Below are 22,781 nucleotides of genomic sequence, written 5' to 3'. Positions count from 1 at the left end.
AAGAGTTATTAAACGCACGAGCAAAAACATATTGTTGCCTTCGGCGATTCTACCGTAATCATCCCTCTGCTCCAGCACGAAATCGCCCTCGCTTCCGATTTATTCTTTTAATCAACTGAAATATCGTTGTGCCTGCCGCTCGCCACGCATTATTCATCTGCGCATCTATTTTGATGTTTCGCCTGCACCCACGCTTTCACCTGCCGGCGGGCGATTTTGATCCCGCCATTGTTTAACGCCGCAGGCAGCGCGTAATAGGCCACCGGGCGCTGAAATCCGGCTAACTGCGGCGATAGCCAGTCACGGATCGCCGCCAGCGAGGTCGCCCCTGTTACCTCCACGACGGCAACGGGACGCTGACCAAACTCGGCGTCATCAACCGGCACCACGCAGGCTTGTTGAATATCTGGGTGCGCCAGCAGCACCGTTTCGATATTTTCCGGCTGGATGCCTTCTCCGCCGCTGAAAAACTCGTTATCCAGACGGCCCAGAATACGCCACTCACCGTCCTCGAAGCTGCCGCGATCCTGGCTGTGGAACCATCCGTCGTCATCGACCAGGGGGAGAAGCTTTCCGTCACGCCAATAGCCAGACGCCAGCGTACTGCCGCGCAATAACACCTCCTCGCCCGCCAGACGAATTTCTCGTCCGCTTAGCGGCAATCCGACGCCTGTCCGACCGTCGGCACGCTTGGCGCACACCGTCGACGCCAGTTCCGTCAGGCCGTAGCCGCACCAGCAGCGCACGCCGAGAGATTCGGCCTGCTGCGCCAGCGCCAGCGGGATCATCGCCCCGCCCAGCAATACGGAATTCAACGAGGCGGGAAGCGCACCTTGCGACAGCAAACGCCAGAGCTGCGTCGGCACCAGGGAAGCATGGGTACAATCCCGTAACGCGGACGCCAGCGGCTGGCGATCACGTACGACAATCGTTGCGCCGGCGGCCAGCCAGCGCCACACAATCCCCTGCCCTGAAACATGAAACAGCGGCAGTGACAGCAGCCAACTATCCTGTGCTGAGAAAGCCATCATTTCCAGCACGCCTTCCGCGCTGGCCAGATGAGCGGAAAAAGTATGCGCGGCGGCTTTGGGCAAACCGCTGGAGCCGGAGGTCAGCGTCAGCGTCGCCAACTGTTCCGGTTGCCAGCGCCGGCTGGCGGAGGGAATTACCGGGGCAGGCACATCAGATAGGCACGATAAAGGTATCAAACCAGACGGCGGCGGTCGCCCATCCAGACACAGCCCGTAGCGCATATCGAGCGAGGGCAGCAGGTTTTCAGTCAATGATTCGGGCAATTGAGGATTGAGCGGCAGCAAACGCGCGCCGCATTGCAATAACGCCAGATAGCAGCACAGCATCGTCCCGCTGTTTTTACCACGCAGCGCCACGCCACTGCCGGACTTCACGCCTTGCTGCGCAAACCCGGCGGCCAACCGGTCCACACGCTGAGCAAGCCGCCGCCAGCGCCAGCGGGTTTCGCCATCAATCAGCGCGACGGAAAGCGGTGTCTGTTCGGCCCAATAACGCCAGGGCCAGTCGGTCAGGAATGCCATACCGGTTCCAGTTGGTCGGCCAATAACAAGGGTAATGTGCTTTGCGGCCACGGTCGTAATATCTGCGCCTGCATCAACTCCAGCGTATCCAGACCGGGAATGGTGTCCGGCGTCAGCCAGTGCGCCAGCCGCGCCAGTTGGGTAAGCCCCAAACTGGATTCAATGCTGGAGCTGATCACCGCCGTCAATCCCGCCTGACGCGCGTCCCGCACCAGTTGCTCGCAGCGGGCCAGACTTCCCACCAGTGTTGGCTTGATGATAATCGCGCTCACGCCCGGCTCGGCCTCCACCCGGAAACCCGCTTCGCGCACGCTTTCGTCCCAGGCGATGTTGATGCCGGTTTCCTGTGCGAATTCACGGGACGCCTGACGGGTTTTGCAAGGTTCTTCCAGAAACGCAATGCGGGTGCGCAACGCGGGTGCGACATAGCGGGCAAAGCCATCCGCTTTGGCTCGCGACCAACTGCGGTTGGCGTCCAGACGCAACTTCAGGTCAGGCAACGCTTCCAGCAACATATTGACGATCATGCCGTCGCGCACCGCTTCATACAGCCCAACCTTGACCTTCGCCACTTTTTCACCGGGCAACGCCTGCAACATGGCGAACAGTTCGTCAGGATCGCCATTACACAAAGGCGCTTTGCGGTAATCCGCCGTCACCGGCAGGCGCTGATCCAACTCAGCCTGAGCACAGCTCAGGCCAAAGGCGACGGACGGCGGCACATCGTCAGACCAGGTTTCCCCCGCCAGCCAGCGCGTGAGCTGTTCGTATGCGGCGGATTCGGCTTGCGCCAACGTTTCCACACTGAACGCCGGCAGCGGCGCGATCTCACCCCAGCCTTGCCGGTCGCCCTGTCGCAAACTGACGATCAGCCCGTCGCGGGTTTTCAGGCGCTGATTACGCAGCACCACCCCCGCCTCCATCGGTACACAGTAGCGGTAAACTTCAACCTGACGCATTAGGGATTCCGTTTAAATTTGCTGAAATCGGGCTGGCGTTTTTCGTTAAAGGCATTGCGGCCTTCCTGACCTTCGTCGGTCATATAGAACAGCATGGTGGCGTTACCGGCCAGCTCCTGCAACCCCGCCTGTCCGTCACAATCGGCGTTCAGCGCGGCCTTCAGGCAGCGCAGCGCCATCGGACTGTTTTGCAGCATTTCGCGGCACCAGCGAACGGTTTCTTTTTCCAAATCGGCCAGCGGAACCACGGTATTGACCAATCCCATATCCAGCGCCTGCGCCGCATCATACTGGCGGCACAGGAACCAGATTTCGCGGGCTTTTTTCTGGCCGACGATACGCGCCATATACGACGCGCCCCAACCGCCGTCAAAAGACCCCACGCGCGGCCCGGTTTGACCGAAGATGGCGTTTTGCGCCGCAATCGTTAGATCGCACATCATGTGCAACACGTGACCGCCGCCAATGGAATAGCCCGCGACCATCGCCACCACCGGTTTCGGACAGGTACGAATCTGGCGCTGGAAATCCAACACGTTCAGATGATGTACCCCGCTGTCGTCCTGATAGCCGCCGTAGTCGCCGCGGACTTTCTGATCGCCCCCGGAACAGAATGCCTTGTCGCCGGCCCCGGTCAGAATAATCACGCCAATCCCCTCGTCGTAACGGGCATTTTCCAGCGCGTGAATCATCTCTTTTACCGTTTGCGGACGGAAAGCGTTGCGCACCTGCGGACGGTTAATGGTGATTTTGGCAATACCATCCGCTGATTTGTGAAACAGGATATCGGTAAAATCACCGCTGCAATCGTGCCATTCCACCGGGGCGTAAAACTGTTCTTCACTGGGATAAAGCATAAATATCAGTCCTTAACGGTATGCGAAATAAAAGAAAACATCCGCGCGGCGTACTCCGCCGGATTCGCCTGATGCGCGTTATGGCCGGCTTGCGCCACGCGTATTAACGGCAGACCATATTGCATCGCCAGCGCCTGAAATTTACCGTCACTGACGCCGCACAGATAACCAAATGGGATGACCAATTGCCTAAGACTGTCCACCAGCCAGGGCTGACGCCCTAACGAGGTGGCTTCCAGCATCGCCGCCACCGCCGCGCCGTGATTATGGCGGCGCCGGGCAACCAGCGCATCGCGCTGTGCGGTGTTCAGATCGGCAAACACGGCCTGCCGATACCAGTCGTTCAGCACCGTTTCCAACGCCTCGTGGCGAAAGCGCCGCGCCCAGCGCGCATCGTGCAATAAACGCGCCTCACGCTGTTGCCGATTTTCAAGCCCCGGATTACCGCCCTCCACCAACAGACCTTGTATGCCGCCGCGCGGTCCGAAACAGGCGTGATACATGGCGAGCCGCCCCCCCAGCGAATACCCCAGCAGCCAATAGCGTTCAATACCTTGCTGTTCCAGCGTCAACGCCAGTTGTTGACTGATTTGCGCAAAGTCACCGGCAGCCACGCCCTGCGAAGCGCCGTGGCCCGGTAAATCCACCAGCAACAGCGGCCATTCGCCGCAAAAAGGGATAATCGGGCGCCAGTCTTCCCCGCTGCCCAGCAGTCCGTGCAGACATACCAGCCACGGGTGTGCGGGCGATAGCGCCGCCGGCATTATTCTGCGGCAGTTCAGCGCGGCCACGCTGACGCCTGTGAAACCAGCGCGTTCAGCGTTTTCACCCCGTCTTTCGGCGGCACCACCACTTCCAGCAGCGTGACGCCGCCCTGCGTCCAGCCGCTGGCGACCGTGTCCGCTATCTGTTCCCAGCGTTCTGCGTGCGCATAGTTGAGACCGAACATCGCGGCGGCATGACCGAATTCGACATGTTGCGGCATACAATAAAACGTTTCACGCTGCTCGTCGGGCGTCGGCAACAGCGAGAAAATCTGTCCGCCATTGTTATTCACCACAATCAGCACCAGCGGCGCCGGCGCCTGCCGCAGCAAAGCCAACGCGTTGAGATCGTATAACGCGGAAAGATCTCCCACGATCCCAAGCGTTGCCTTACCCGTCGCGCGTTGAACGCCGGCCAGCGTCGAGATCAATCCATCAATACCGCTGGCTCCGCGGTTAGCGTATACCGGATATTGTGGCGGCAGTTGCGCCAGCGCGTCGATGAAACGCACCGTCAGACTATTGCCGATAAACAGTTGACCGTCCGGCGGCAATAATTCAGGGGTTCGCTGCGCAAGCTGGGCTTCGCCGAAGCGATCGGTCAAATAACCGCTCACCTGGCGCTGGGCATAGCGCGCGATACCGTTCAATTCATCCGCCCAGGGCGGTTGCGCAACGGCAGGGTGGGCAACCAGCCAGTCACCGACGTCGGCAATCAAACGCCGGCCGCGATGGTGGGCGGGGTCAAGCCGCCCCGGCAGTTTATCCACCAGCCAATACGTCTGTGGCTGACATTTTGCCTGCCATTGCAGCAGGCGTTTTCCGGTCAGGTTAGCGCCAAACTGCACGACAATTTCAGCCTGTTGCAAGCATGCCAGCGCCGCGGGGTTCGTCAGCCAGATATCCGCGCAGGGTAATGGCTGACCACTTTGCGACAGTATGTCGCCAATCAGCGGCCAGCCCAATTCGTTCGCCCACCGCGCCACTAGCCCTCCCTGCGCCGGGCTGATGCGTCCGGCAATCACCACCCCGCGTTTTTGCCGCCATTCGTACCAGTCCGGCTGAACCGTCAGCGTGGTCTGCCGCATTTCACGCAGCCAGGGTTCGCCGCTGTCCCACCAGTCACCCAGCGTCAGTAGCCAGTCACGCACAGCGGCGTCATCGTCCGCGCCATAAAGCGGTTCGGCAAACGGACAATTAATATGCAACGCGCCGTGATCCAGTTGCGCCATCGCGCTATCTAATGAGGAAACCAGCCAACTGGCGGGAATATCCGCCGTGGGGCGTGGCAAATCCAGCGTGACCGTTGGATGGGACGCGTATAATCCGTTCTGGCGGATAGCCTGATTCGCGCCGCAATCAATCAACTCGGAAGGACGATCGGCGGTCAACACCACCAGCCGCTCCCCGGTCAGCCCCGCTTCAATGATCGCCGGGTAAAGGTTCGCGGCAGCCGTCCCCGAGGTCACCACAATAGCCACCGGCTCGTGAGACGCTTTCGCCAGTCCCAACGCCAAATGCCCCAATCCCCGTTCGTCAAAATGGGTATGGCAAATCAACGCGCCTTGATCGACCGCTGACAGCGTCAGCGGCGTAGAACGGGAACCGGGCCCAATGCATATGTGGCGGACGCCATGACGGGTCAGCGCTTCAAGCAGCAAGGCGGCCCAGCGACGATTAAATACACTTGTTGCCATGATTTACTCAACAGCTCAGGTTGCGGATTCCAAAAAATTATATTTTTTTTTACAACGCCCACTTTGATATAGACCCATCTCAAGCACAACAAAGATAAAATAAAACTATGACATAACACCGTCTAACAGCGATCTCAGGCCCGCGGCTTTGCTTTCCAACTCCTGCCATTCCTGCTCTGGATCAGAACCGGCTACAATCCCCGCTCCGGCATACAGTGACAAAATGTGGTCACTGATTTCAGCCGAACGCAGCGCGACGCAAAATTCTGACTGACAGCGGGAGAGGTAACCCGCAGAACCCGCGTACCAGCCACGCGCGAAAGGTTCGTTTTCGGCAATAAAATGCCGGGCGGGCGGTCTGGGTAATCCGGCGACGGCTGCCGTTGGCTGCAAGTCTTCAAGGCACGCCGCATCCGACTGCTTTCTCAGCGTTGCCTGAATGATACGACGCAAATGCTGCACTTTGCGTAGCCGCACCACTTCAGCCGGCCTGACATCCAGCGATAACGCCGACTGCCGCAGACGCTGGCAGATATCGTCCACCACCAGCATGTTCTCACACTGGTTCTTGGTGTCTTTCATTAGCCAGTGCGCCAATGCCGCCGCGGTTTCATCATTTTTGCCGCTGGCGACGGTGCCTGCCAGCGCTTCGGTTTCAAGCCGTGTTTCACGACGGCGGTAAAGCCGCTCCGGGCTGGAGCCGAGAAACGCCTGTCGAGCGTCATGCGCCAGCATAAAATGGAAACAGTGATGGTTGACCGCGCGGCTGGCGGCCATAAAGGTGGTCGCCTGCAACGGCTGTTTCAGGGTTAGCGTGGTCTTTCTTGCCAACACCACTTTCTCCATCTCTCCGGCCGCGATCCTGCCAAGTGTCTGTTGCAGCAGTTTGATCCAATTCCGGCGATCCGGCAGGTGGCTCACGGCGCAGACTTCCGCCTGCAAGGGTGGCAACGGGCGCATGGGCAGTAACAACTTGATGAATGCCGCGGCGTCATCGGCATCCTGCTGTAGCGATGTCTCACTGAATAGATTAATTCGCAGGCTGAGCGTGTGGTTCTGGCGCAATAACTCCACGCGGGGCAGAAACAGAGAGCTGGAGGAGATACCGGCCCCGTGCTCACGCGCCGACCGGTCGAAAGCATTCAAGCCCCAGATTCGCGTATGGCGATCGCATCCCTGCCGTAACAAAAAACTTTCCGCCTCCTCAATAGAGTGAAAACCGCAAACCTGACCACATACCGCCGCTTCTTCACTGTCCTGACGATGCTGCCAATAAAACTGAGGATACGCCGGTTGCGTCGCCAGCCATGACAACAGATCGATCGGCTCGCCGAGGGTCAGTGAACCTGTTATCTGTCTGAAACCCGCATTTTCAGGCTGTGGTTGGCATAAATCCTGCTGCACGTCACGCAACAGGTCGGAAAGTTGTTTCACCCTGACTCCGGTAACCAAATGTAAATCAGGGGATTATACGGTAAAAAAAGCCACTTTGGGTGAGAGGTTATTCAGGATAAAAAGCGAGAGTCCCGGTCATCGGGTTATCCGCCTCGCAAGACTCGTGAAGGGTAAACGTCACCCACGGCACAGAACGGGTACGCTGCAACTGAACATCTTTCACACAAACCTGACGTTAACTCATCTAATAATCCCTCCTACGCTATCGCCAGGTGATGAATCCTTCGATTCAGTAACTTAATTATGGTAGAAAGAAGTCTTTCCTCCATCTACCCAACAGTACCGCCAAGGATATGAGCGCAGCGCTGAACTCCGAATCATTATGTAATGAACAGCACCCCGGTCGAAAAGCACAGACAGCCACACGCATCAGTTTTTTCGTCGCAGGCTTCGTTATCGCATCCTGGGCTCCGCTGGTTCCTTTTGTTAAACATCGCCTGGATATTAATGACGCCTCGTTAGGCATGCTGCTGCTCTCTGTGGGGATGGGCTCGCTGCTGACGATGCCGTTTACCGGATCACTCACTGATAAATTTGGCTGCCGCACCGTTATTCTGCTCGCCAGCGCCGTGCTGTGCGTGGTTCTGCCGATGCTGACACTGGCCGATACGATCCCCGTCATGGCCGGTGCCCTGCTGTTTTTTGGCGCGGCGGTCGGCATGATTGACATCTCAATCAATATTCAGGCCGTCTTTGTCGAACGCGCCAGCGGTCGGGCCATGATGTCCGGTTTCCACGGTTTTTTCAGCGCTGGCGGAATTGCCGGGGCAAGCGGCGTCAGCGCTTTTCTGTGGATGGGGCTATCGCCGTTAATGGCCATTTTGGTCATTGTCGCGCTACTGCTGGCCCTGATGTCGATGGCGCAAGCACACCTGTTGCGTACAACCAATAAGCGCGAAGGCGGCCCGCTCTTGGTGATACCGCGCGGCTGGGTGATGTTTATCGGTCTGCTATGTTTCATCATGTTTCTGGCGGAAGGCGCGATTCTGGACTGGAGCGCACTGTTTTTAACCGCCGAACGCCACCTGAGCAGCGCACAAGCGGGCATCGGCTACGCGGCGTTTTCCGTCGCGATGACGATCGGCAGACTGAATGGCGATCGGCTGGTCAATGCGCTCGGACGCTACGCTATCCTTACCGGCGGCAGCCTTTGCGCGGCACTCGGTCTGTTGTTGACCATCAGTATCGACAGTGCGCTAACCTCGATTCTCGGTTTTGTCATGGTGGGGATCGGCGCGTCCAACGTCGTGCCGATCCTGTTCAGTGCGGCGGGAAATCAGGAAATCATGCCGGCGAATAGGGCTATCGCCTCCATTACAACAGTCGGTTACGCTGGTATTCTGATTGGCCCGACGCTGTTGGGTTTCATCGCTCAACTCAGCAACCTGTCCGTCGCTTTCGGATGTGTGGCGCTGCTGTTGCTGATCGTTTGCGCCAGCGCGCGAACCATTACCCGTTAATCAGGATCATTAATCAATGCCGGTCATCATCATGCGTTATTTTGCCCTGCTCACCTTACTGCTGTGTCTCGTCAGCGGTACGTTTGGCTATAACTACCTCAGTAACTGGCTGACAGTAAAGAAGCTCGACCTGGCCGACCTGTCACAGGGCATTCAAAAGCGCATTGATACCTATCGTTTTTTTACCTACCAGATTTACGGCAATCTGAATAACGTTCCACCCGTCAGCGACGACAACATTAAAGCCATCAATCTGATGCCCAACATTTTTTACGTGGAAAAAAACGGCCAGAAAACCGATGCGCTGATATTCGGCCAGCATGATATATCAACGTTGAACGCCGTCCGCCGTATCTCACTCTCCCTGGATATTCTGTGGGGCGCGGAAAATAACGTTTACTCCATGTATTACCTGAACGGGGTGGATAATAGCCTGACGATGATTTCAACCCAGACGTTGAAGGATATCTCATCTCAGTTTCGCGGCAGCTATATTACGGCGATTGCCGAAGCCCGCCGCACGGAAATGCTGCAACAGGCCAACGTGCTGGATGAGCGGGAAAGTTTCTCACCGATCCGCAAGCTGCGTTTTTATGACGATTACTATTTTACGCTACGCACAACATTCAATCAGCCCGGTCATCTGGCTACCATTATCGCTTTTGATTTACCGATCAATGATTTGATTCCAACCACCCTATCACGCGAAAATCTCCTGTTGAGACAGGATACGCCAGCGGCCAACACGCTGGATACGAACGACAATAGCGATGATATGTCGAATGTCCAATTAAACGGAACGCTGATTGAGATATCGTCTTCGCTGGTGAACGCGCCGGTGAAAATTGTTTTTCAAATTCCAGTGAAAGCGCTGCTTAACGATGCCCTGAGCAATAATGTCTGGCTGCTATTATTCAATCTGACATTATTGATCGTCACCCTCTCCGGTTTTTATCTTTTCCGCCAGAAACATGTTGATCCAAAGGATGACGATCTTTCCGATCAGTTGATAAACCAGCTAAACATTTATCGTGAAACCATCGGCAGAATTCCGATGGGGGTACTGATTTACGATTTTGGCAGTAACAAAGTGATTGTTCAAAATGAGCAGGCAGAACATTTGCTACCGCATCTGAGTCTACAGAAAGTGGCTAACATGGCGGACGAGCATCAGGGGGTGGTTCAGGTAACGGTGAATAACGAGATGTTTGAGATTCGCCAATTCCGTAGCCAATATGCCACCGACTACTACCTGTTTCTGCTGCTTGAACAAGATAAAGAGATTCTGGTCAGCAGAAAGCTTCAGTTGGTGCAGCGTGAATATGAAAAAAATGTGCAGGCCAGAAAGCGTCTGTTCAGGAACCTGCTGAACGAATTCAAACAACCGCTACTGTCGCTGCATAAAAACCTGGAGACCCTTCACTCTGCCCAAGACAGCGGCGAGCAACAGCAATTAACCGAGCAGCTTATCGCGGATACCGCTTGCGCCATTGAACTGCTGGATAATATCGCTCTACAGGAAAAACTGGACGCTCAGGAGTGGAAACTCGTTAATGAAAGTTTTTCTCCGCTAGCCATGCTGGACAATTTATTGGTGGAATGGCTGCCCCGAATTAATCAGAAAGGGCTTTGCCTGTTCAATCACTACCAGTTGGATCTCAATCGAACCTATAAAGGCGATAGCGAGCTGCTGAAAAAGACTTTATCGCTGCTGCTGAATTATTCCATCACCAATACCGAGTACGGAAAAATTACCGTTTCGTTCACCAGCGACAAAAACGCGCCGGAAAAACTGATTGTGCAAATCAGCGATACCGGCAATGGCATCTCCGGCACCGAACAGGATAATCTCAATCATCCGTTCCTCAATCCGACCACGGCTGACCGCTTCGGACAAAATTCGGGATTAATCCTGTTTTTGTGTAATCAGTTGTGCAATAAACTTGGCGGCAAGTTAATGATTAACAGTAAGCCTGGGCTCGGGACACATTATATTTTAACGGTAAAAATGACGCCGGAAACCCTGCCGGCCGAGGAAGAAAAGCTGCTGGATGGCATGACGGTATTACTGGATATAACCGCCGACGAAGTGCGGCAAATCGTCAGCCATCTTCTCACCGGCTGGGGTGCCAATTATCTGATCGGTGATGAGCGGCAGATTAATCAGGAAGTGGACATTTGTATCACTGACGATCCAGAAAGAACTGCGGATTATTCTATATTGCTGAGCGGCGATGACCGGACATTAATTCCCCTGGGTTCTCACCGATTCAGGGCAAATTATAATATCAGCCAACTTTTGCTGGAGGCATTACTGACGTTGATTGAACAACAACTCGAAGCGCCAACCGATTCGGCGCGGGCGAAAGATAATCATGACGACGGGTTTTACGCCAGTCAATTGGCGTCAAGTGATTATTATTCTCTGTTTATTGAGACAGTACCCGATGATTTAAAGAGGCTGTATACTGAAAAGGAGAATGGCGATTTTATGTCACTTTCCCAAACGGCACATCGGCTGAAAGGCGTGTTTGCCATGTTAAACCTGCATCCTGGCAAACAGTTGTGTGAACGGCTTGAGCAGCATATTACTGCGCATGATAGCGTACAGATCGAGAATGACCTTCATGAGATTGAAAAATTTGTCTGTGTATTACTCTCTCCAATTGATTTCAAGGTGCAAGTAAACGGTGATCGACAATATCTCGATGATCACACATGAGTCGGTGATTCGAGTGAGTAAGGGAAGCCAACGGATCAGTGACTTGAAAGATAAAGGGTATACAGCAAGGTAGCCAACAATATGAGTAACCTAACCGATGAGTAACCTAAACGTAATTATTGCCGACGACCATCCTATTGTCCTTTTTGGCATCAGAAAGTCGCTAGAACAAATTGAATGGGTCAACGTCGTGGGTGAATTTGAAGATTCGACCGCATTGATCAATAACCTGCCCAAACTGGACGCCAACGTTTTAATTACCGATTTGTCCATGCCGGGTGATAAATATGGCGATGGTATTACCTTAATTAAATACATTAAACGTCATTTCCCCCATCTCTCCATTATTGTTCTCACCATGAATAATAACCCCGCCATTTTAAGTGCGGTTCTGGATCTGGATATTGAAGGGATCGTCCTGAAACAGGGCGCGCCGACCGATTTACCTAAAGCATTGGCCGCGCTGCAAAAAGGCAAAAAATTCACGCCGGATAGCGTCTCTAAAGTATTGGAGAAAATCAGTTCCAGCGGCTATGGCGACAAACGTCTGTCGCCGAAAGAAAGCGAAGTGTTGCGTCTCTTCGCCGAAGGCTTTCTGGTAACCGAAATTGCCAAGAAACTTAACCGCAGTATTAAAACCATCAGCAGCCAGAAGAAATCGGCGATGACCAAACTGGGCGTCGATAACGATATTGCCCTGCTGAACTACCTTTCTTCGGTGAACGGCGGCTCCTCACAAACAGAAAAAGAGTGAGTGACGCGACCTGGCAGATTCGGCTTCGGGCAACAGTTCACGCTGCCGGCGTTCGTTACCACGCTTTTGATTTAAGCCCATCCCAGCCCTCTCCTTTACCGGGGAGGGAGCGTGAGATTTTTGTTTCCTTTCAGGACACTCTCGATTGACGCACCACGCCGCTGTAATGGGACAGCGTTTGTTGCAGGGTATCCAGCGTGACCGGTTTTGATAAACAGTTATCCATTCCCGCCTGCAAACAGCGCTGCCGTTCTTCCGCCAATGCGTTGGCCGTCACGCCAATGACCGGGAAACGCCGCCCTTGCTCCCGCATGCATTGCGTCAAACAATAGCCATCCATATTCGGCATGTTGACGTCCGTCAGCACAATATCGACACTGTTTTTACCCAGCACATTCAGCGCATCAACCCCGTCATTCGCCGTCATAGCCCGATAACCCAATGAACCGAGCTGATCCGCCAGCAACCGCCGGTTTATCGGATGATCGTCAACCACCAGAACCAGGATATCGCCATTCTCGGTGCGATTATAATTGGTTAACGGCGTTGAAAGTGCGGCGGATGAGATGTCTTCCGTCTCCATACGATATATTATTTCAAGTAAATCAGGTAAATACTGAGGCATGGACGTACTTAGCAACCAATGCCCCTGGCTGATTTCCTGCGCAGACTCCGTATGTGAACCGCTGATAACGATCCGCGCCCGAGCGTCGAACGAGTCAGGGATGTCGTAATCGCTGATAATCACATCATCACTGCCGACGATCTGTCGCTGATGACGAGAAGCCCGCAGGCCATGCTCTTGTAGAAAAGCGAGCAGATATGACTCCAGCCGGCTATTACGCACCATCAGCCAGCACATTTTCCCTTGCAGACTGGCATTGATGGACACCGGAACATAGCGTGCTTTATACAGCGGAATTCGGATGCCGAACTGACTACCCAGCCCAGGCTCTGATTCGATCGAGATATCCCCGTCCATCAGGTTGACCAGCTTTTCACAGATCGCCAACCCCAGGCCGGTGCCCTGGAAATGCCGCTGTACGCCGCTGCCCGCCTGGAAGAATGGATCAAACAGCTTCGCGGCTTCGCGCGACTGAATCCCCACCCCGGTATCGCGAACCAGAAACTCCAGATAACCGTCCCGGCAGCCCACCTGAAAAATAATACAGCCCGTATCGGTGAACTTGATGGCGTTACTCAGCAAATTGGAAAGCACCTGCTGCAAACGCACCGGATCGCCAGACAGACTGATAGGAACATTCGGATCGATAAAGCAGTACAACGTAAGATGCTTTTTCACCACCAGCGGTAAATAGTTACTGGTGATGTGGCTAATCACTTCGTGTGGCGCAAAATCGCGGGGTTCAATTTTCAACTGCTCGGACTCAATCTTGGAAAAGTCGAGAATATCGCTGATGATTTTCAACAACAGCGCCGAAGAGTTGTTCATTGCCACGACCAGACGATTCGCGTCCTTAGGCAACGCTTTTGTCTGTAATAAATCCAGGTTACCGATGATGCCATAAAGCGGTGTGCGCAATTCATGGCTCACCGTCGCCAGGAACATGGATTTTGACTGGCTCGCCTGCTCAGCGGCATTGGCCATTTCCTGTAACGATTCCTCCATTTTCACCCGTGTGCTGACGTCAAGCAGCACACAGATCGCCACATTCTCATTGCGATAGCGGGAATGTACGAAGCTGATTTGCAAATGATGATTTCTGCTGGTCATCACATCGACATATTTGGATTGCTGTTCGCAAATAATGCGGGTAATACGCAATCGATCCTCATGGGTCAGCAGATTCAAATAATTATGCGCCAGCTCGTTACTGAGAATATTTGTGCCATCGTTAATGCGTAGAATACAGATACCCACCGGCGCGGACGCCACGATTTTACGGTTGAACTGTTCATTTTCCTCTAGCTGGAAGGCATTCACTTCCGCGGGCAACAACATTTTCCGTTCAAAGATCCATGCCAGCACAAATAACAATATGGCCGACAGCGTATTGAGCAGCGCCATATTAATGATCAGCGCACTAATAGAGGACAGCAATACCTTCACAGGAAGCGAATAAATAATACTGAATGAGGTCGGAGGCAGGCTCTTTTTCAGAATGATTTCATCGTAGCCGTTCACATAGCCGAAATAGTTTTGGTCTACCGGGTTTGTGCTGGCGGAAGGGACATAATGGCCTTTGCCTTCGGAAAATTGCAAAACGGACTGGTTATATTGGTTAATCAATTGCGCACCGACCGGGAATTTGCTGGACGCCACAAAATCCTCCAGACGAATTGTCTGTTCAATCCCCATTATCACTTCAAGCTTATTCCCTACATAAATCGGGGTCAGCGCATACAAATATCCCACGTCGGATACCTGTGCGGGGGTAAGCCAGTAGATCGTTTCGTCTCGCACCGACGCCTGAATCGTGTTTTTCTGTTCCTGAAAACGATTTTGGACATTTTTAAGCAGGTTATCGCGATCCAGTGACTGATTGCGGATGCCGAAATCCACCATGCACTGCTCATCGGCACCGACAAAAAATACCCGGTTAAGATCGTATACGGCTGAGAAGTTTTCCCGCCAGCCATTAAAAAAATCATTTAATGAGGCCAGCGCATAACTATTATCCCCATAGTTTATGGCGCAATTGGCGCCGGGCGAAAGCGGATAAACAGACAGACCGGCGTCTTTATCGAGCGGGGGGACGGATTTTTCTGCCGCGCCCGTCAGACGGTTGGCCGCCAGATATTTAAGCTCACGGACAATATCAGCGGCATGGCGAATATATCCCTGAGACTGGTCGAAACTGAGGTTATATTCCTGACGCAGTTCGGATTCTTTTTCGTTCAATACCTTACTGATATAAAACACGGATATCAGCGCGCCAAGCACCCATAGCATAATTGCCAGCACCCGAAACAAATAACGGGAAACTTTCAGTGTCGTATGAAACGAGGCGAGATATTTCAAGTGGATACCGTTGAATTGAGATTAATTAGCATTGTAATGCCTTTCGATACACTACCGATCCTGCATAAAAAAAGCCAGCGCATCACGCGCTGGCTCAGGTTTTGCCCGAAAGCTTATTCTTCGTCTTCCGCTACGTCATCATCATCGGTGTCGATGTCGCCCGCCGCGTCTTCGTCTTCGGCAATTTCACCTTCAACGTTTACGACGCCATCCAACTCTTCATCTTCCACCGGTTCAGCGACACGTTGCAGGCCCACGACATGCTCATCTTCCGCCGTACGGATCAACGTCACGCCCTGGGTATTACGGCCTACGATACTGACTTCAGACACGCGCGTACGCACCAGCGTACCGGCATCGGTGATCATCATAATCTGATCGGCGGCGTCAACCTGAACGGCGCCCACCACTTTACCATTGCGCTCGCTCACCTTAATGGAGATAACCCCTTTTGTGGCGCGGGATTTGGTCGGGTACTCGCTGACGGCAGTACGTTTGCCAAAACCATTTTGCGTCACGGTCAGGATATCGCCTTCGCCGCGAGGAATAATCAGCGAAACCACGCGATCTTCCCCTTGCAGACTGATGCCGCGCACCCCGGTCGCCGTCCGGCCCATGGAGCGCACCGCCGCTTCGGAGAAACGCACCACTTTGCCTTCCGCTGAGAACAGCATCACTTCATTTTTGCCGTCTGTCAGATCGACGCCGATCAGTTCATCGCCGTCATTCAGATTGACGGCGATAATACCGGCGCTGCGCGGACGACTGAACTCCGTCAATGCGGTTTTCTTCACCGTCCCGCTGGCGGTCGCCATAAACACGTGGCGTCCTTCTTCGTATTCGCGCACCGGCAAAATCGCCGTAATGCGCTCATCCGGTTCGAGCGGCAGCAGGTTGACGATGGGACGGCCGCGGGCGCCGCGGCTGGCTTCCGGCAGTTGATACACCTTCATCCAGTACAAACGGCCACGGCTGGAGAAGCAGAGGATGGTATCGTGGGTGTTGGCCACCAGCAGGCGGTCGATGAAATCTTCTTCTTTGATGCGGGCGGCGGACTTGCCGCGTCCGCCACGACGCTGAGCTTCATAGTCATTCAGCGGCTGATATTTCACATACCCCTGATGGGACAGCGTCACTACCACATTTTCTTCGTTGATCAGATCTTCAATGTTGATGTCGGCCGTGTTAGCGGTGATCTCCGTGCGGCGTTCATCGCTGTATTGCGTTCTGATCGCTTCCAGCTCTTCACGAATCACTTCCATCAGGCGCTCAGGGCTCTCCAGAATATAAAGCAACCCGGCGATCTGCGTCAGCAGCTCTTTGTACTCATCCAGCAGTTTTTCATGCTCAAGGCCGGTCAGTTTCTGCAAACGCAGATCCAGAATCGCCTGAGCCTGCTGCTCGGTCAGATAATAACGCCCCTCGCGGATACCGAATTCCGGCTCCAGCCACTCAGGGCGCGCGGCGTCGTCACCCGCGCGCTCCAGCATGGCCGATACCGTACCCAGCGCCCATGACTGCGCGATTAATGCGGCTTTCGCTTCTGACGGCGATGGGGCGCGGCGAATCAATTCGATAATCGGATCGATATTCGCCAGCGCGACCGCCAGACCTTCCAAAATGTGGGCGCGATCGCGGGCTTTACGCAGTTCAAAAATAGTCCGGCGAGTCACCACTTCACGGCGGTGGCGCACAAAAGCCGCCAGAATATCTTTCAGCGGCATGATCCTTGGCTGGCCCTGATGCAGCGCCACCATATTAATGCCGAAAGAGGTTTGTAGCTGCGTCTGCGAATAAAGATTGTTCAGAACCACTTCGCCTACGGCGTCACGCTTGACCTCGATGACAATGCGCATACCGTCTTTATCAGATTCGTCACGCAGCGCGCTGATGCCTTCAACACGCTTATCCTTTACCAGTTCGGCAATCTTCTCAATCAGGCGCGCCTTGTTCACCTGATAAGGGATTTCATGCACGATAATGGTTTCACGACCGGTTTTATCGTCGGTTTCCACTTCGGCGCGGGCGCGAATATAAATCTTGCCGCGTCCTGTGCGGTACGCCTCTTCAATGCCTCGTCTGCCGTTGATGATGGCGGCAGTCGGGAAATCAGGCCCCTTAATGTGCTCCATCAAGCCTTCGAGACTGATATTTTCATCGTCGATATAGGCGAGACAGCCATTCACCACTTCTGTCAGATTATGAGGAGGAATGTTGGTCGCCATGCCGACAGCAATACCGGAAGATCCGTTGACCAACAAGTTGGGAATACGGGTAGGCATGACGTCTGGGATCTGCTCCGTGCCATCATAGTTCGGCACAAAATCAACCGTATCTTTTTCCAGATCGGCCAGCAGTTCATGGGCAATCTTCGACATGCGTATTTCGGTGTAACGCATTGCCGCTGCGGAGTCGCCGTCAATCGAACCAAAGTTGCCCTGACCGTCAACCAGCATGTAGCGCAGTGAAAAAGGCTGCGCCATACGCACGATGGTTTCATAAACGGCTGAGTCGCCGTGTGGATGATATTTACCGATCACGTCCCCAACAACGCGAGCTGATTTTTTGTACGGTTTGTTCCAGTCGTTCCCCAATACGCTCATCGCATACAGCACGCGACGGTGTACCGGTTTTAGTCCGTCACGAACATCTGGTAACGCACGCCCGACAATAACGGACATGGCATAGTCCAAATACGAGCTTTTCAGCTCTTCTTCAATGTTGACCGGTGTGATTTCTCTGGCAAGGTCGCTCATGGAGCCGCTATCCCTCTATTTATGCATCTACCCGAGTTCAAAAGGTGAAAAAGTATATCACAAGCCGCCGTTTCTGGGGAAACTCCCCCGCTATTCAACGGGTGAATATTCGCTTAAGCGCGACGCCGGAAAATTGATGATTGCTACAACATCGTCAACGGTATCGATATACTTGCATTCAGTTGCAGATAACCAATAGGTCGTGATTGTAAATGAACGCTGAAAATCAAAACCCAAACGTCGACCATCAGGAAATCGCCAAATTCGAGGCGATCGCGTCCCGCTGGTGGGATTTGGAGGGCGAATTTAAACCGCTACACCGCATCAACCCGCTGCGGCTGGACTACATCGCCCAGCGCGCTGACGGGCTTTTTGGTAAAAAAGTGCTGGATGTCGGCTGTGGCGGCGGCATTCTGGCCGAGAGTATGGCGCGCGAAGGCGCAGACGTGACCGGTCTGGATATGGGGGCGGAACCCTTGCAGGTTGCTCGTTTGCACGCGCTGGAAAGCGCGGTGACGGTGGATTATGTTCAGGAAACCGTCGAGGCGCATGCTCAGTCGCACGCGGGTGAATACGATGTCGTCACCTGTATGGAAATGCTGGAGCATGTTCCCGATCCGCAGTCTGTCGTTGAGGCCTGCGCCAGACTGGTCAAACCGGGCGGCCACGTCTTTTTCTCCACCATTAACCGCAACGCCAAAGCATGGATGATGTTGATAATTGGCGCGGAATATATTCTGAAAATGTTGCCGCGCGGCACGCATGATATTAAAAAGTTCATCCGGCCAGCCGAACTGATTGGCTGGATTGATGCCACCCCGCTGCGCGAGAAACATATCACCGGGCTGCACTACAATCCGCTGACGGATCACTTTAAGCTCGGCCCGAATGTGGATGTAAATTATATGTTACATGCATACGCGCCCGGCCTGGCGGATTAAGAATAATCTTAATTATTGCGTAACATCCTGTTGCGCAATCTCTTTTCATTGACGAGGAAATCGCTGACCTATTCGGATTTTCTCTCTTTTTCTAGATTGTTGACCCCGGTTTTCCCCTTACAAAACGAGGCTTAAGCAAAACAGGCCGTTTCACAACCTCAATTTAACGCCAAAATCAACTCTTGTTCTTAAAAGAATCCTCACTACAATACTCAGCATATAGTGACTCCTTTATCAAAAATCCCCTATATGTAGTATTTATCCACAGAGTTAGCCACAGCAGAACATCTGTGAATAAACAGGGGATATTTTTATTCCACCAATAGGTAAATCCCAACATGAACCAGAGCTTGCTCGTTACCAAACGCGATGGAACGAAAGAAAAAATCAATCTGGATAAAATCCACCGCGTCATTACCTGGGCCGCAGAAGGTTTGCACAATGTTTCCGTTTCCCAGGTGGAACTGCGCTCGCACATTCAATTTTATGACGGCATCAAGACCTCCGATATCCACGAAACCATCATCAAGGCGGCCGCCGACCTGATTTCACGGGAAAGCCCGGATTACCAATATCTGGCCGCGCGTCTGGCGATCTTCCACCTGCGCAAAAAAGCCTACGGCCAGTTTGAGCCGCCAACGCTGCTGGCCCACGTCGCCAGAATGGTCGATATGGGTAAGTACGACAAACACCTGCTGGAAGACTACAGCGCGGAAGAGTTCGCCGAAATGGACGCGTTCATCGATCACTGGCGTGACATGAACTTCTCTTACGCCGCGGTTAAACAACTGGAAGGGAAATATCTGGTTCAGAACCGCGTAACCGGCGACATCTACGAAAGCGCCCAGTTTCTCTATATTCTGGTGGCCGCGTGTCTGTTTTCCGGCTATCCGAAAGCAACCCGTCTGGATTACGTCAAACGCTTCTACGATGCGATCTCGACGTTCAAGATTTCGCTGCCAACGCCCATTATGGCTGGCGTGCGCACCCCGACCCGTCAGTTCAGCTCCTGCGTACTGATCGAATGCGGCGATAGCCTGGATTCCATCAACGCCACCTCAAGCGCCATCGTAAAATACGTTTCCCAGCGTGCGGGGATCGGTATCAACGCCGGCCGGATCCGTGCGCTCGGCAGCCCAATCCGCGGCGGCGAAGCCTTCCACACCGGCTGTATTCCGTTCTACAAACATTTCCAGACCGCGGTGAAGTCCTGTTCTCAGGGCGGCGTGCGCGGCGGCGCCGCCACCCTGTTCTACCCGATGTGGCACCTGGAAGTGGAAAGCCTGCTGGTACTGAAAAACAACCGAGGCGTCGAAGGCAACCGCGTTCGTCACCTTGACTACGGCGTACAGTTGAACAAGTTGATGTATCAACGACTGGTCAAAGGCGAAGACATCACGCTGTTCAGCCCATCCGACGTGCCGGGGCTGTATGACGCCTTCTTCACCGATCAGGATGAGTTTGAGCGTCTGTATGTACAGTACGAGCAAGATGGCGGTATCCGCAAAAAACGCTTCAAAGCGGTCGAACTGTTCTCGCTGATGATGCAAGAGCGCGCCTCCACCGGACGTATCTATATTCAGAACGTGGATCACTGCAATACGCACAGTCCGTTTGACGCGCAAATCGCGCCGGTGCGCCAGTCCAACCTGTGTCTGGAAATCGCGCTGCCGACCAAGCCGCTGGACGACGTGAATGACGAAAACGGCGAGATTGCGCTATGTACGCTGTCCGCGTTCAATCTCGGCGCCATCGACAGTCTGGACGATCTGGAAGAGCTGGCGACATTGGCGGTTCGCGCGCTGGATGCGCTGCTGGATTATCAGGACTACCCGATCCCGGCGGCGCAGCGTGGCGCCATGGGGCGCCGTACCCTGGGTATCGGCGTGATTAACTTCGCCTACTATCTGGCGAAAAACGGCGTGCGTTATTCCGATGGCAGCGCCAACAACCTGACGCACAGAACCTTTGAAGCCATTCAATACTTTCTGTTGAAAGCGTCCAACCTGTTGGCGCGCGAACAGGGCGCCTGCCCGTGGTTCAATGAAACCACCTATTCTCAGGGCGTGCTGCCGATTGATACTTACAAACGCGATCTCGATGCGATTTGTCACGAACCGCTGCATTATGATTGGGAATCGCTGCGCAAAGACATTCAGGAATTCGGCCTGCGCAACTCAACGCTGTCGGCGCTGATGCCTTCCGAAACCTCTTCACAAATCTCCAACGCCACCAACGGCATTGAGCCGCCGCGCGGTCATATCAGCGTGAAGGCGTCCAAAGACGGCATTCTGCGTCAGGTGGTGCCGGAGTATGAAACGCTGAAAGACGCTTACGAACTGCTGTGGGAAATGCCCAACAACGACGGCTACCTGCAACTGGTTGGCGTGATGCAGAAGTTTGTCGATCAGGCGATCTCATCCAATACCAACTACGATCCGTCACGTTTCCCGTCAGGAAAAGTGCCGATGAAACAGTTGCTGAAAGATTTGCTGACCGCATACAAGTTTGGCGTGAAAACGCTCTATTACCAGAACACCCGGGACGGCGCGGAAGATGCACAGGACGATCTGCTCGCCGATCCGCAAGATGACGGCTGCGAAGGCGGCGCGTGTAAGATTTAAGCCTTTTTAAAGGCAGCTACGCAACCGCCGCATTTTTTATGGCGGGCTTCCCTGCCCGCCCTCTTATTGGGCCGCCGCAAGCGGCGTTGAAAAATGCACCAGGCATTTTTTTGGAGAACCTTAAATGGCCTACACCACTTTTTCACAGAATAAAAACGACCAATTGCTTGAGCCGATGTTCTTCGGCCAGTCGGTTAACGTTGCCCGTTTCGATCAGCAAAAATACGAAATTTTTGAGAAACTCATTGAGAAACAACTCTCCTTCTTCTGGCGCCCGGAAGAAGTGGACGTCTCCCGCGATCGTATCGACTATCAGGCATTAACCGATCACGAAAAGCATATTTTCATCAGCAATCTTAAGTATCAGACGCTGCTGGACTCTATTCAGGGCCGCAGCCCGAACGTTGCGCTGCTGCCGCTGATCTCCATTCCAGAATTGGAAACCTGGGTGGAAACCTGGGCATTTTCAGAAACCATTCACTCGCGTTCCTACACTCACATTATCCGCAACATCGTCAACGATCCGTCACTGGTGTTTGACGACATCGTGACCAATGAAGAGATTCTGAGGCGCGCTAAAGACATTTCCGGTTACTACGACTCGCTTATCGAGATGACCAGCTACTACCACCTGCTGGGAGAAGGGACGCATCAGGTCAATGGCAAAACCGTTTCCGTTAACCTGTATGAGCTGAAAAAGAAACTGTACCTGTGCCTGATGAGCGTTAACGCGCTGGAAGCAATTCGCTTCTACGTCAGCTTTGCCTGTTCATTCGCCTTTGCCGAACGCGAACTGATGGAAGGGAATGCCAAAATCATCAAGCTGATCGCCCGCGATGAAGCGCTGCATCTGACCGGCACCCAGCATATGCTGAACCTGATGCGCGCGGGTCATGACGACCCGGAAATGGCCCGGATTGCCGAAGAGTGCCATCAAGAGAGCTATGACCTGTTCGTGCTCGCCGCACAGCAGGAGAAAGAGTGGGCGGATTACCTGTTTCGCGAGGGTTCCATGATTGGCCTGAACAAAGATATCCTGTGCCAGTACGTGGAATATATTACCAATATCCGCATGCAGGCCGTCGGTCTGCCGCTGCCGTTTGAAACGCGCACCAACCCGATTCCGTGGATCAACGCCTGGCTGGTTTCCGATAACGTCCAGGTCGCGCCGCAGGAAGTCGAGGTCAGCTCTTATCTGGTGGGTCAGATCGATTCTGAAATGAATGCCGATGACCTCAGCGATTTCCAACTCTAAC

14 protein-coding genes are annotated in these 22,781 nt (G+C 53.9%); 6 read left to right on the top strand and 8 right to left on the bottom strand.

The features are described from left to right. Positions 1 to 149: 149 nt before the first annotated feature. The 6 genes from menE to menF form a co-directional block, all read right to left on the bottom strand. On the bottom strand, positions 150 to 1,553 hold the full coding sequence (menE, locus tag EH207_RS05045; RefSeq protein ID WP_137713000.1) for an o-succinylbenzoate--CoA ligase: 1,404 nt from the start codon (positions 1,551 to 1,553) through the stop codon (positions 150 to 152). Next, positions 1,541 to 2,512, bottom strand: coding sequence for an o-succinylbenzoate synthase (gene menC / locus EH207_RS05040; RefSeq protein ID WP_137712999.1), 972 nt, complete (start codon positions 2,510 to 2,512; stop codon positions 1,541 to 1,543). The genes menE and menC overlap by 13 nt, the downstream gene beginning before the upstream one ends. Next, complete coding sequence (gene menB, locus EH207_RS05035) at positions 2,512 to 3,369, bottom strand: 1,4-dihydroxy-2-naphthoyl-CoA synthase (protein ID WP_137712998.1); 858 nt, start codon at positions 3,367 to 3,369, stop codon at positions 2,512 to 2,514. Before menB ends, menC begins: the two co-directional genes overlap by 1 nt. A 5-nt stretch (positions 3,370 to 3,374) precedes the next feature. Continuing rightward, positions 3,375 to 4,133: a 2-succinyl-6-hydroxy-2,4-cyclohexadiene-1-carboxylate synthase gene (gene menH, locus EH207_RS05030; RefSeq protein WP_137715271.1), complete on the bottom strand. Its 759-nt coding sequence runs from the start codon at positions 4,131 to 4,133 to the stop codon at positions 3,375 to 3,377. A 14-nt stretch (positions 4,134 to 4,147) separates the two neighbouring features. Further along, positions 4,148 to 5,830 (bottom strand): 2-succinyl-5-enolpyruvyl-6-hydroxy-3-cyclohexene-1-carboxylic-acid synthase, encoded by a 1,683-nt coding sequence (menD, locus tag EH207_RS05025; RefSeq protein WP_137712997.1) that lies wholly within the window; start codon positions 5,828 to 5,830, stop codon positions 4,148 to 4,150. A gap of 105 nt (positions 5,831 to 5,935) precedes the next feature. Further along, the gene (gene menF / locus EH207_RS05020; protein ID WP_137712996.1) at positions 5,936 to 7,264 is read right to left on the bottom strand and encodes an isochorismate synthase MenF; all 1,329 of its coding nucleotides are present in this window, start codon (positions 7,262 to 7,264) and stop codon (positions 5,936 to 5,938) included. Positions 7,265 to 7,578: 314 nt separating this feature from the next. Here menF and EH207_RS05015 point away from each other — a divergent pair, with 314 nt between their 5' ends. The 3 genes from EH207_RS05015 to rcsB all read left to right on the top strand — a co-directional run bounded on the left by EH207_RS05015 (position 7,579) and on the right by rcsB (position 12,221). Next, a complete protein-coding gene (locus tag EH207_RS05015; protein ID WP_137712995.1) occupies positions 7,579 to 8,745 on the top strand; it encodes an MFS transporter in 1,167 nt (388 codons plus the stop codon). 16 nt (positions 8,746 to 8,761) lie between these two features. Next, entirely contained in the window at positions 8,762 to 11,467 is a 2,706-nt protein-coding gene (gene rcsD / locus EH207_RS05010; protein WP_137712994.1) for a phosphotransferase RcsD, read from the top strand. 97 nt (positions 11,468 to 11,564) lie between these two features. Further along, complete coding sequence (gene rcsB, locus EH207_RS05005; RefSeq protein ID WP_137712993.1) at positions 11,565 to 12,221, top strand: response regulator transcription factor RcsB; 657 nt, start codon at positions 11,565 to 11,567, stop codon at positions 12,219 to 12,221. Positions 12,222 to 12,351: 130 nt separating this feature from the next. On the opposite strand, the gene rcsC is transcribed toward rcsB, so the two are convergent. After that, entirely contained in the window at positions 12,352 to 15,204 is a 2,853-nt protein-coding gene (rcsC, locus tag EH207_RS05000) for a two-component system sensor histidine kinase RcsC (RefSeq protein WP_137712992.1), read from the bottom strand. A gap of 113 nt (positions 15,205 to 15,317) precedes the next feature. Then, the gene (gene gyrA / locus EH207_RS04995) at positions 15,318 to 17,960 is read right to left on the bottom strand and encodes a DNA topoisomerase (ATP-hydrolyzing) subunit A (protein ID WP_137712991.1); all 2,643 of its coding nucleotides are present in this window, start codon (positions 17,958 to 17,960) and stop codon (positions 15,318 to 15,320) included. Positions 17,961 to 18,172: 212 nt separating this feature from the next. Here gyrA and ubiG point away from each other — a divergent pair, with 212 nt between their 5' ends. The 3 genes from ubiG to nrdB all read left to right on the top strand — a co-directional run bounded on the left by ubiG (position 18,173) and on the right by nrdB (position 22,780). Further along, positions 18,173 to 18,901 carry a bifunctional 2-polyprenyl-6-hydroxyphenol methylase/3-demethylubiquinol 3-O-methyltransferase UbiG gene (ubiG, locus tag EH207_RS04990; protein ID WP_137712990.1) on the top strand — a complete coding sequence of 243 codons (729 nt, stop codon included), beginning with the start codon at positions 18,173 to 18,175 and terminating at the stop codon, positions 18,899 to 18,901. A gap of 338 nt (positions 18,902 to 19,239) precedes the next feature. Beyond that, the gene (nrdA, locus tag EH207_RS04985; protein WP_137712989.1) at positions 19,240 to 21,525 is read left to right on the top strand and encodes a class 1a ribonucleoside-diphosphate reductase subunit alpha; all 2,286 of its coding nucleotides are present in this window, start codon (positions 19,240 to 19,242) and stop codon (positions 21,523 to 21,525) included. Positions 21,526 to 21,649: 124 nt separating this feature from the next. Continuing rightward, entirely contained in the window at positions 21,650 to 22,780 is a 1,131-nt protein-coding gene (gene nrdB, locus EH207_RS04980) for a class Ia ribonucleoside-diphosphate reductase subunit beta (protein ID WP_137712988.1), read from the top strand. Position 22,781 lies beyond the last annotated feature (1 nt).

The organism is Brenneria rubrifaciens, from assembly GCF_005484945.1.
Classification (GTDB): Bacteria; Pseudomonadota; Gammaproteobacteria; order Enterobacterales; family Enterobacteriaceae; genus Brenneria; species Brenneria rubrifaciens.
Note: the sequence above shows the minus strand (reverse complement) of the source record. Positions and strands in the feature narration are given on the sequence as shown.

Coding starts and splice junctions, on each gene's coding strand:
- menE (WP_137713000.1), bottom strand. CDS start 1,553: ATGGCATTCCTGACCGACTGGCCCTGGCGTTATTGGGCCGAACAGACA.
- menC (WP_137712999.1), bottom strand. CDS start 2,512: ATGCGTCAGGTTGAAGTTTACCGCTACTGTGTACCGATGGAGGCGGGG.
- menB (WP_137712998.1), bottom strand. CDS start 3,369: ATGCTTTATCCCAGTGAAGAACAGTTTTACGCCCCGGTGGAATGGCAC.
- menH (WP_137715271.1), bottom strand. CDS start 4,133: ATGCCGGCGGCGCTATCGCCCGCACACCCGTGGCTGGTATGTCTGCAC.
- menD (WP_137712997.1), bottom strand. CDS start 5,830: ATGGCAACAAGTGTATTTAATCGTCGCTGGGCCGCCTTGCTGCTTGAA.
- EH207_RS05015 (WP_137712995.1), top strand. CDS start 7,579: ATGAGCGCAGCGCTGAACTCCGAATCATTATGTAATGAACAGCACCCC.
- rcsD (WP_137712994.1), top strand. CDS start 8,762: ATGCCGGTCATCATCATGCGTTATTTTGCCCTGCTCACCTTACTGCTG.
- rcsB (WP_137712993.1), top strand. CDS start 11,565: ATGAGTAACCTAAACGTAATTATTGCCGACGACCATCCTATTGTCCTT.
- gyrA (WP_137712991.1), bottom strand. CDS start 17,960: ATGAGCGACCTTGCCAGAGAAATCACACCGGTCAACATTGAAGAAGAG.
- ubiG (WP_137712990.1), top strand. CDS start 18,173: ATGAACGCTGAAAATCAAAACCCAAACGTCGACCATCAGGAAATCGCC.
- nrdA (WP_137712989.1), top strand. CDS start 19,240: ATGAACCAGAGCTTGCTCGTTACCAAACGCGATGGAACGAAAGAAAAA.
- nrdB (WP_137712988.1), top strand. CDS start 21,650: ATGGCCTACACCACTTTTTCACAGAATAAAAACGACCAATTGCTTGAG.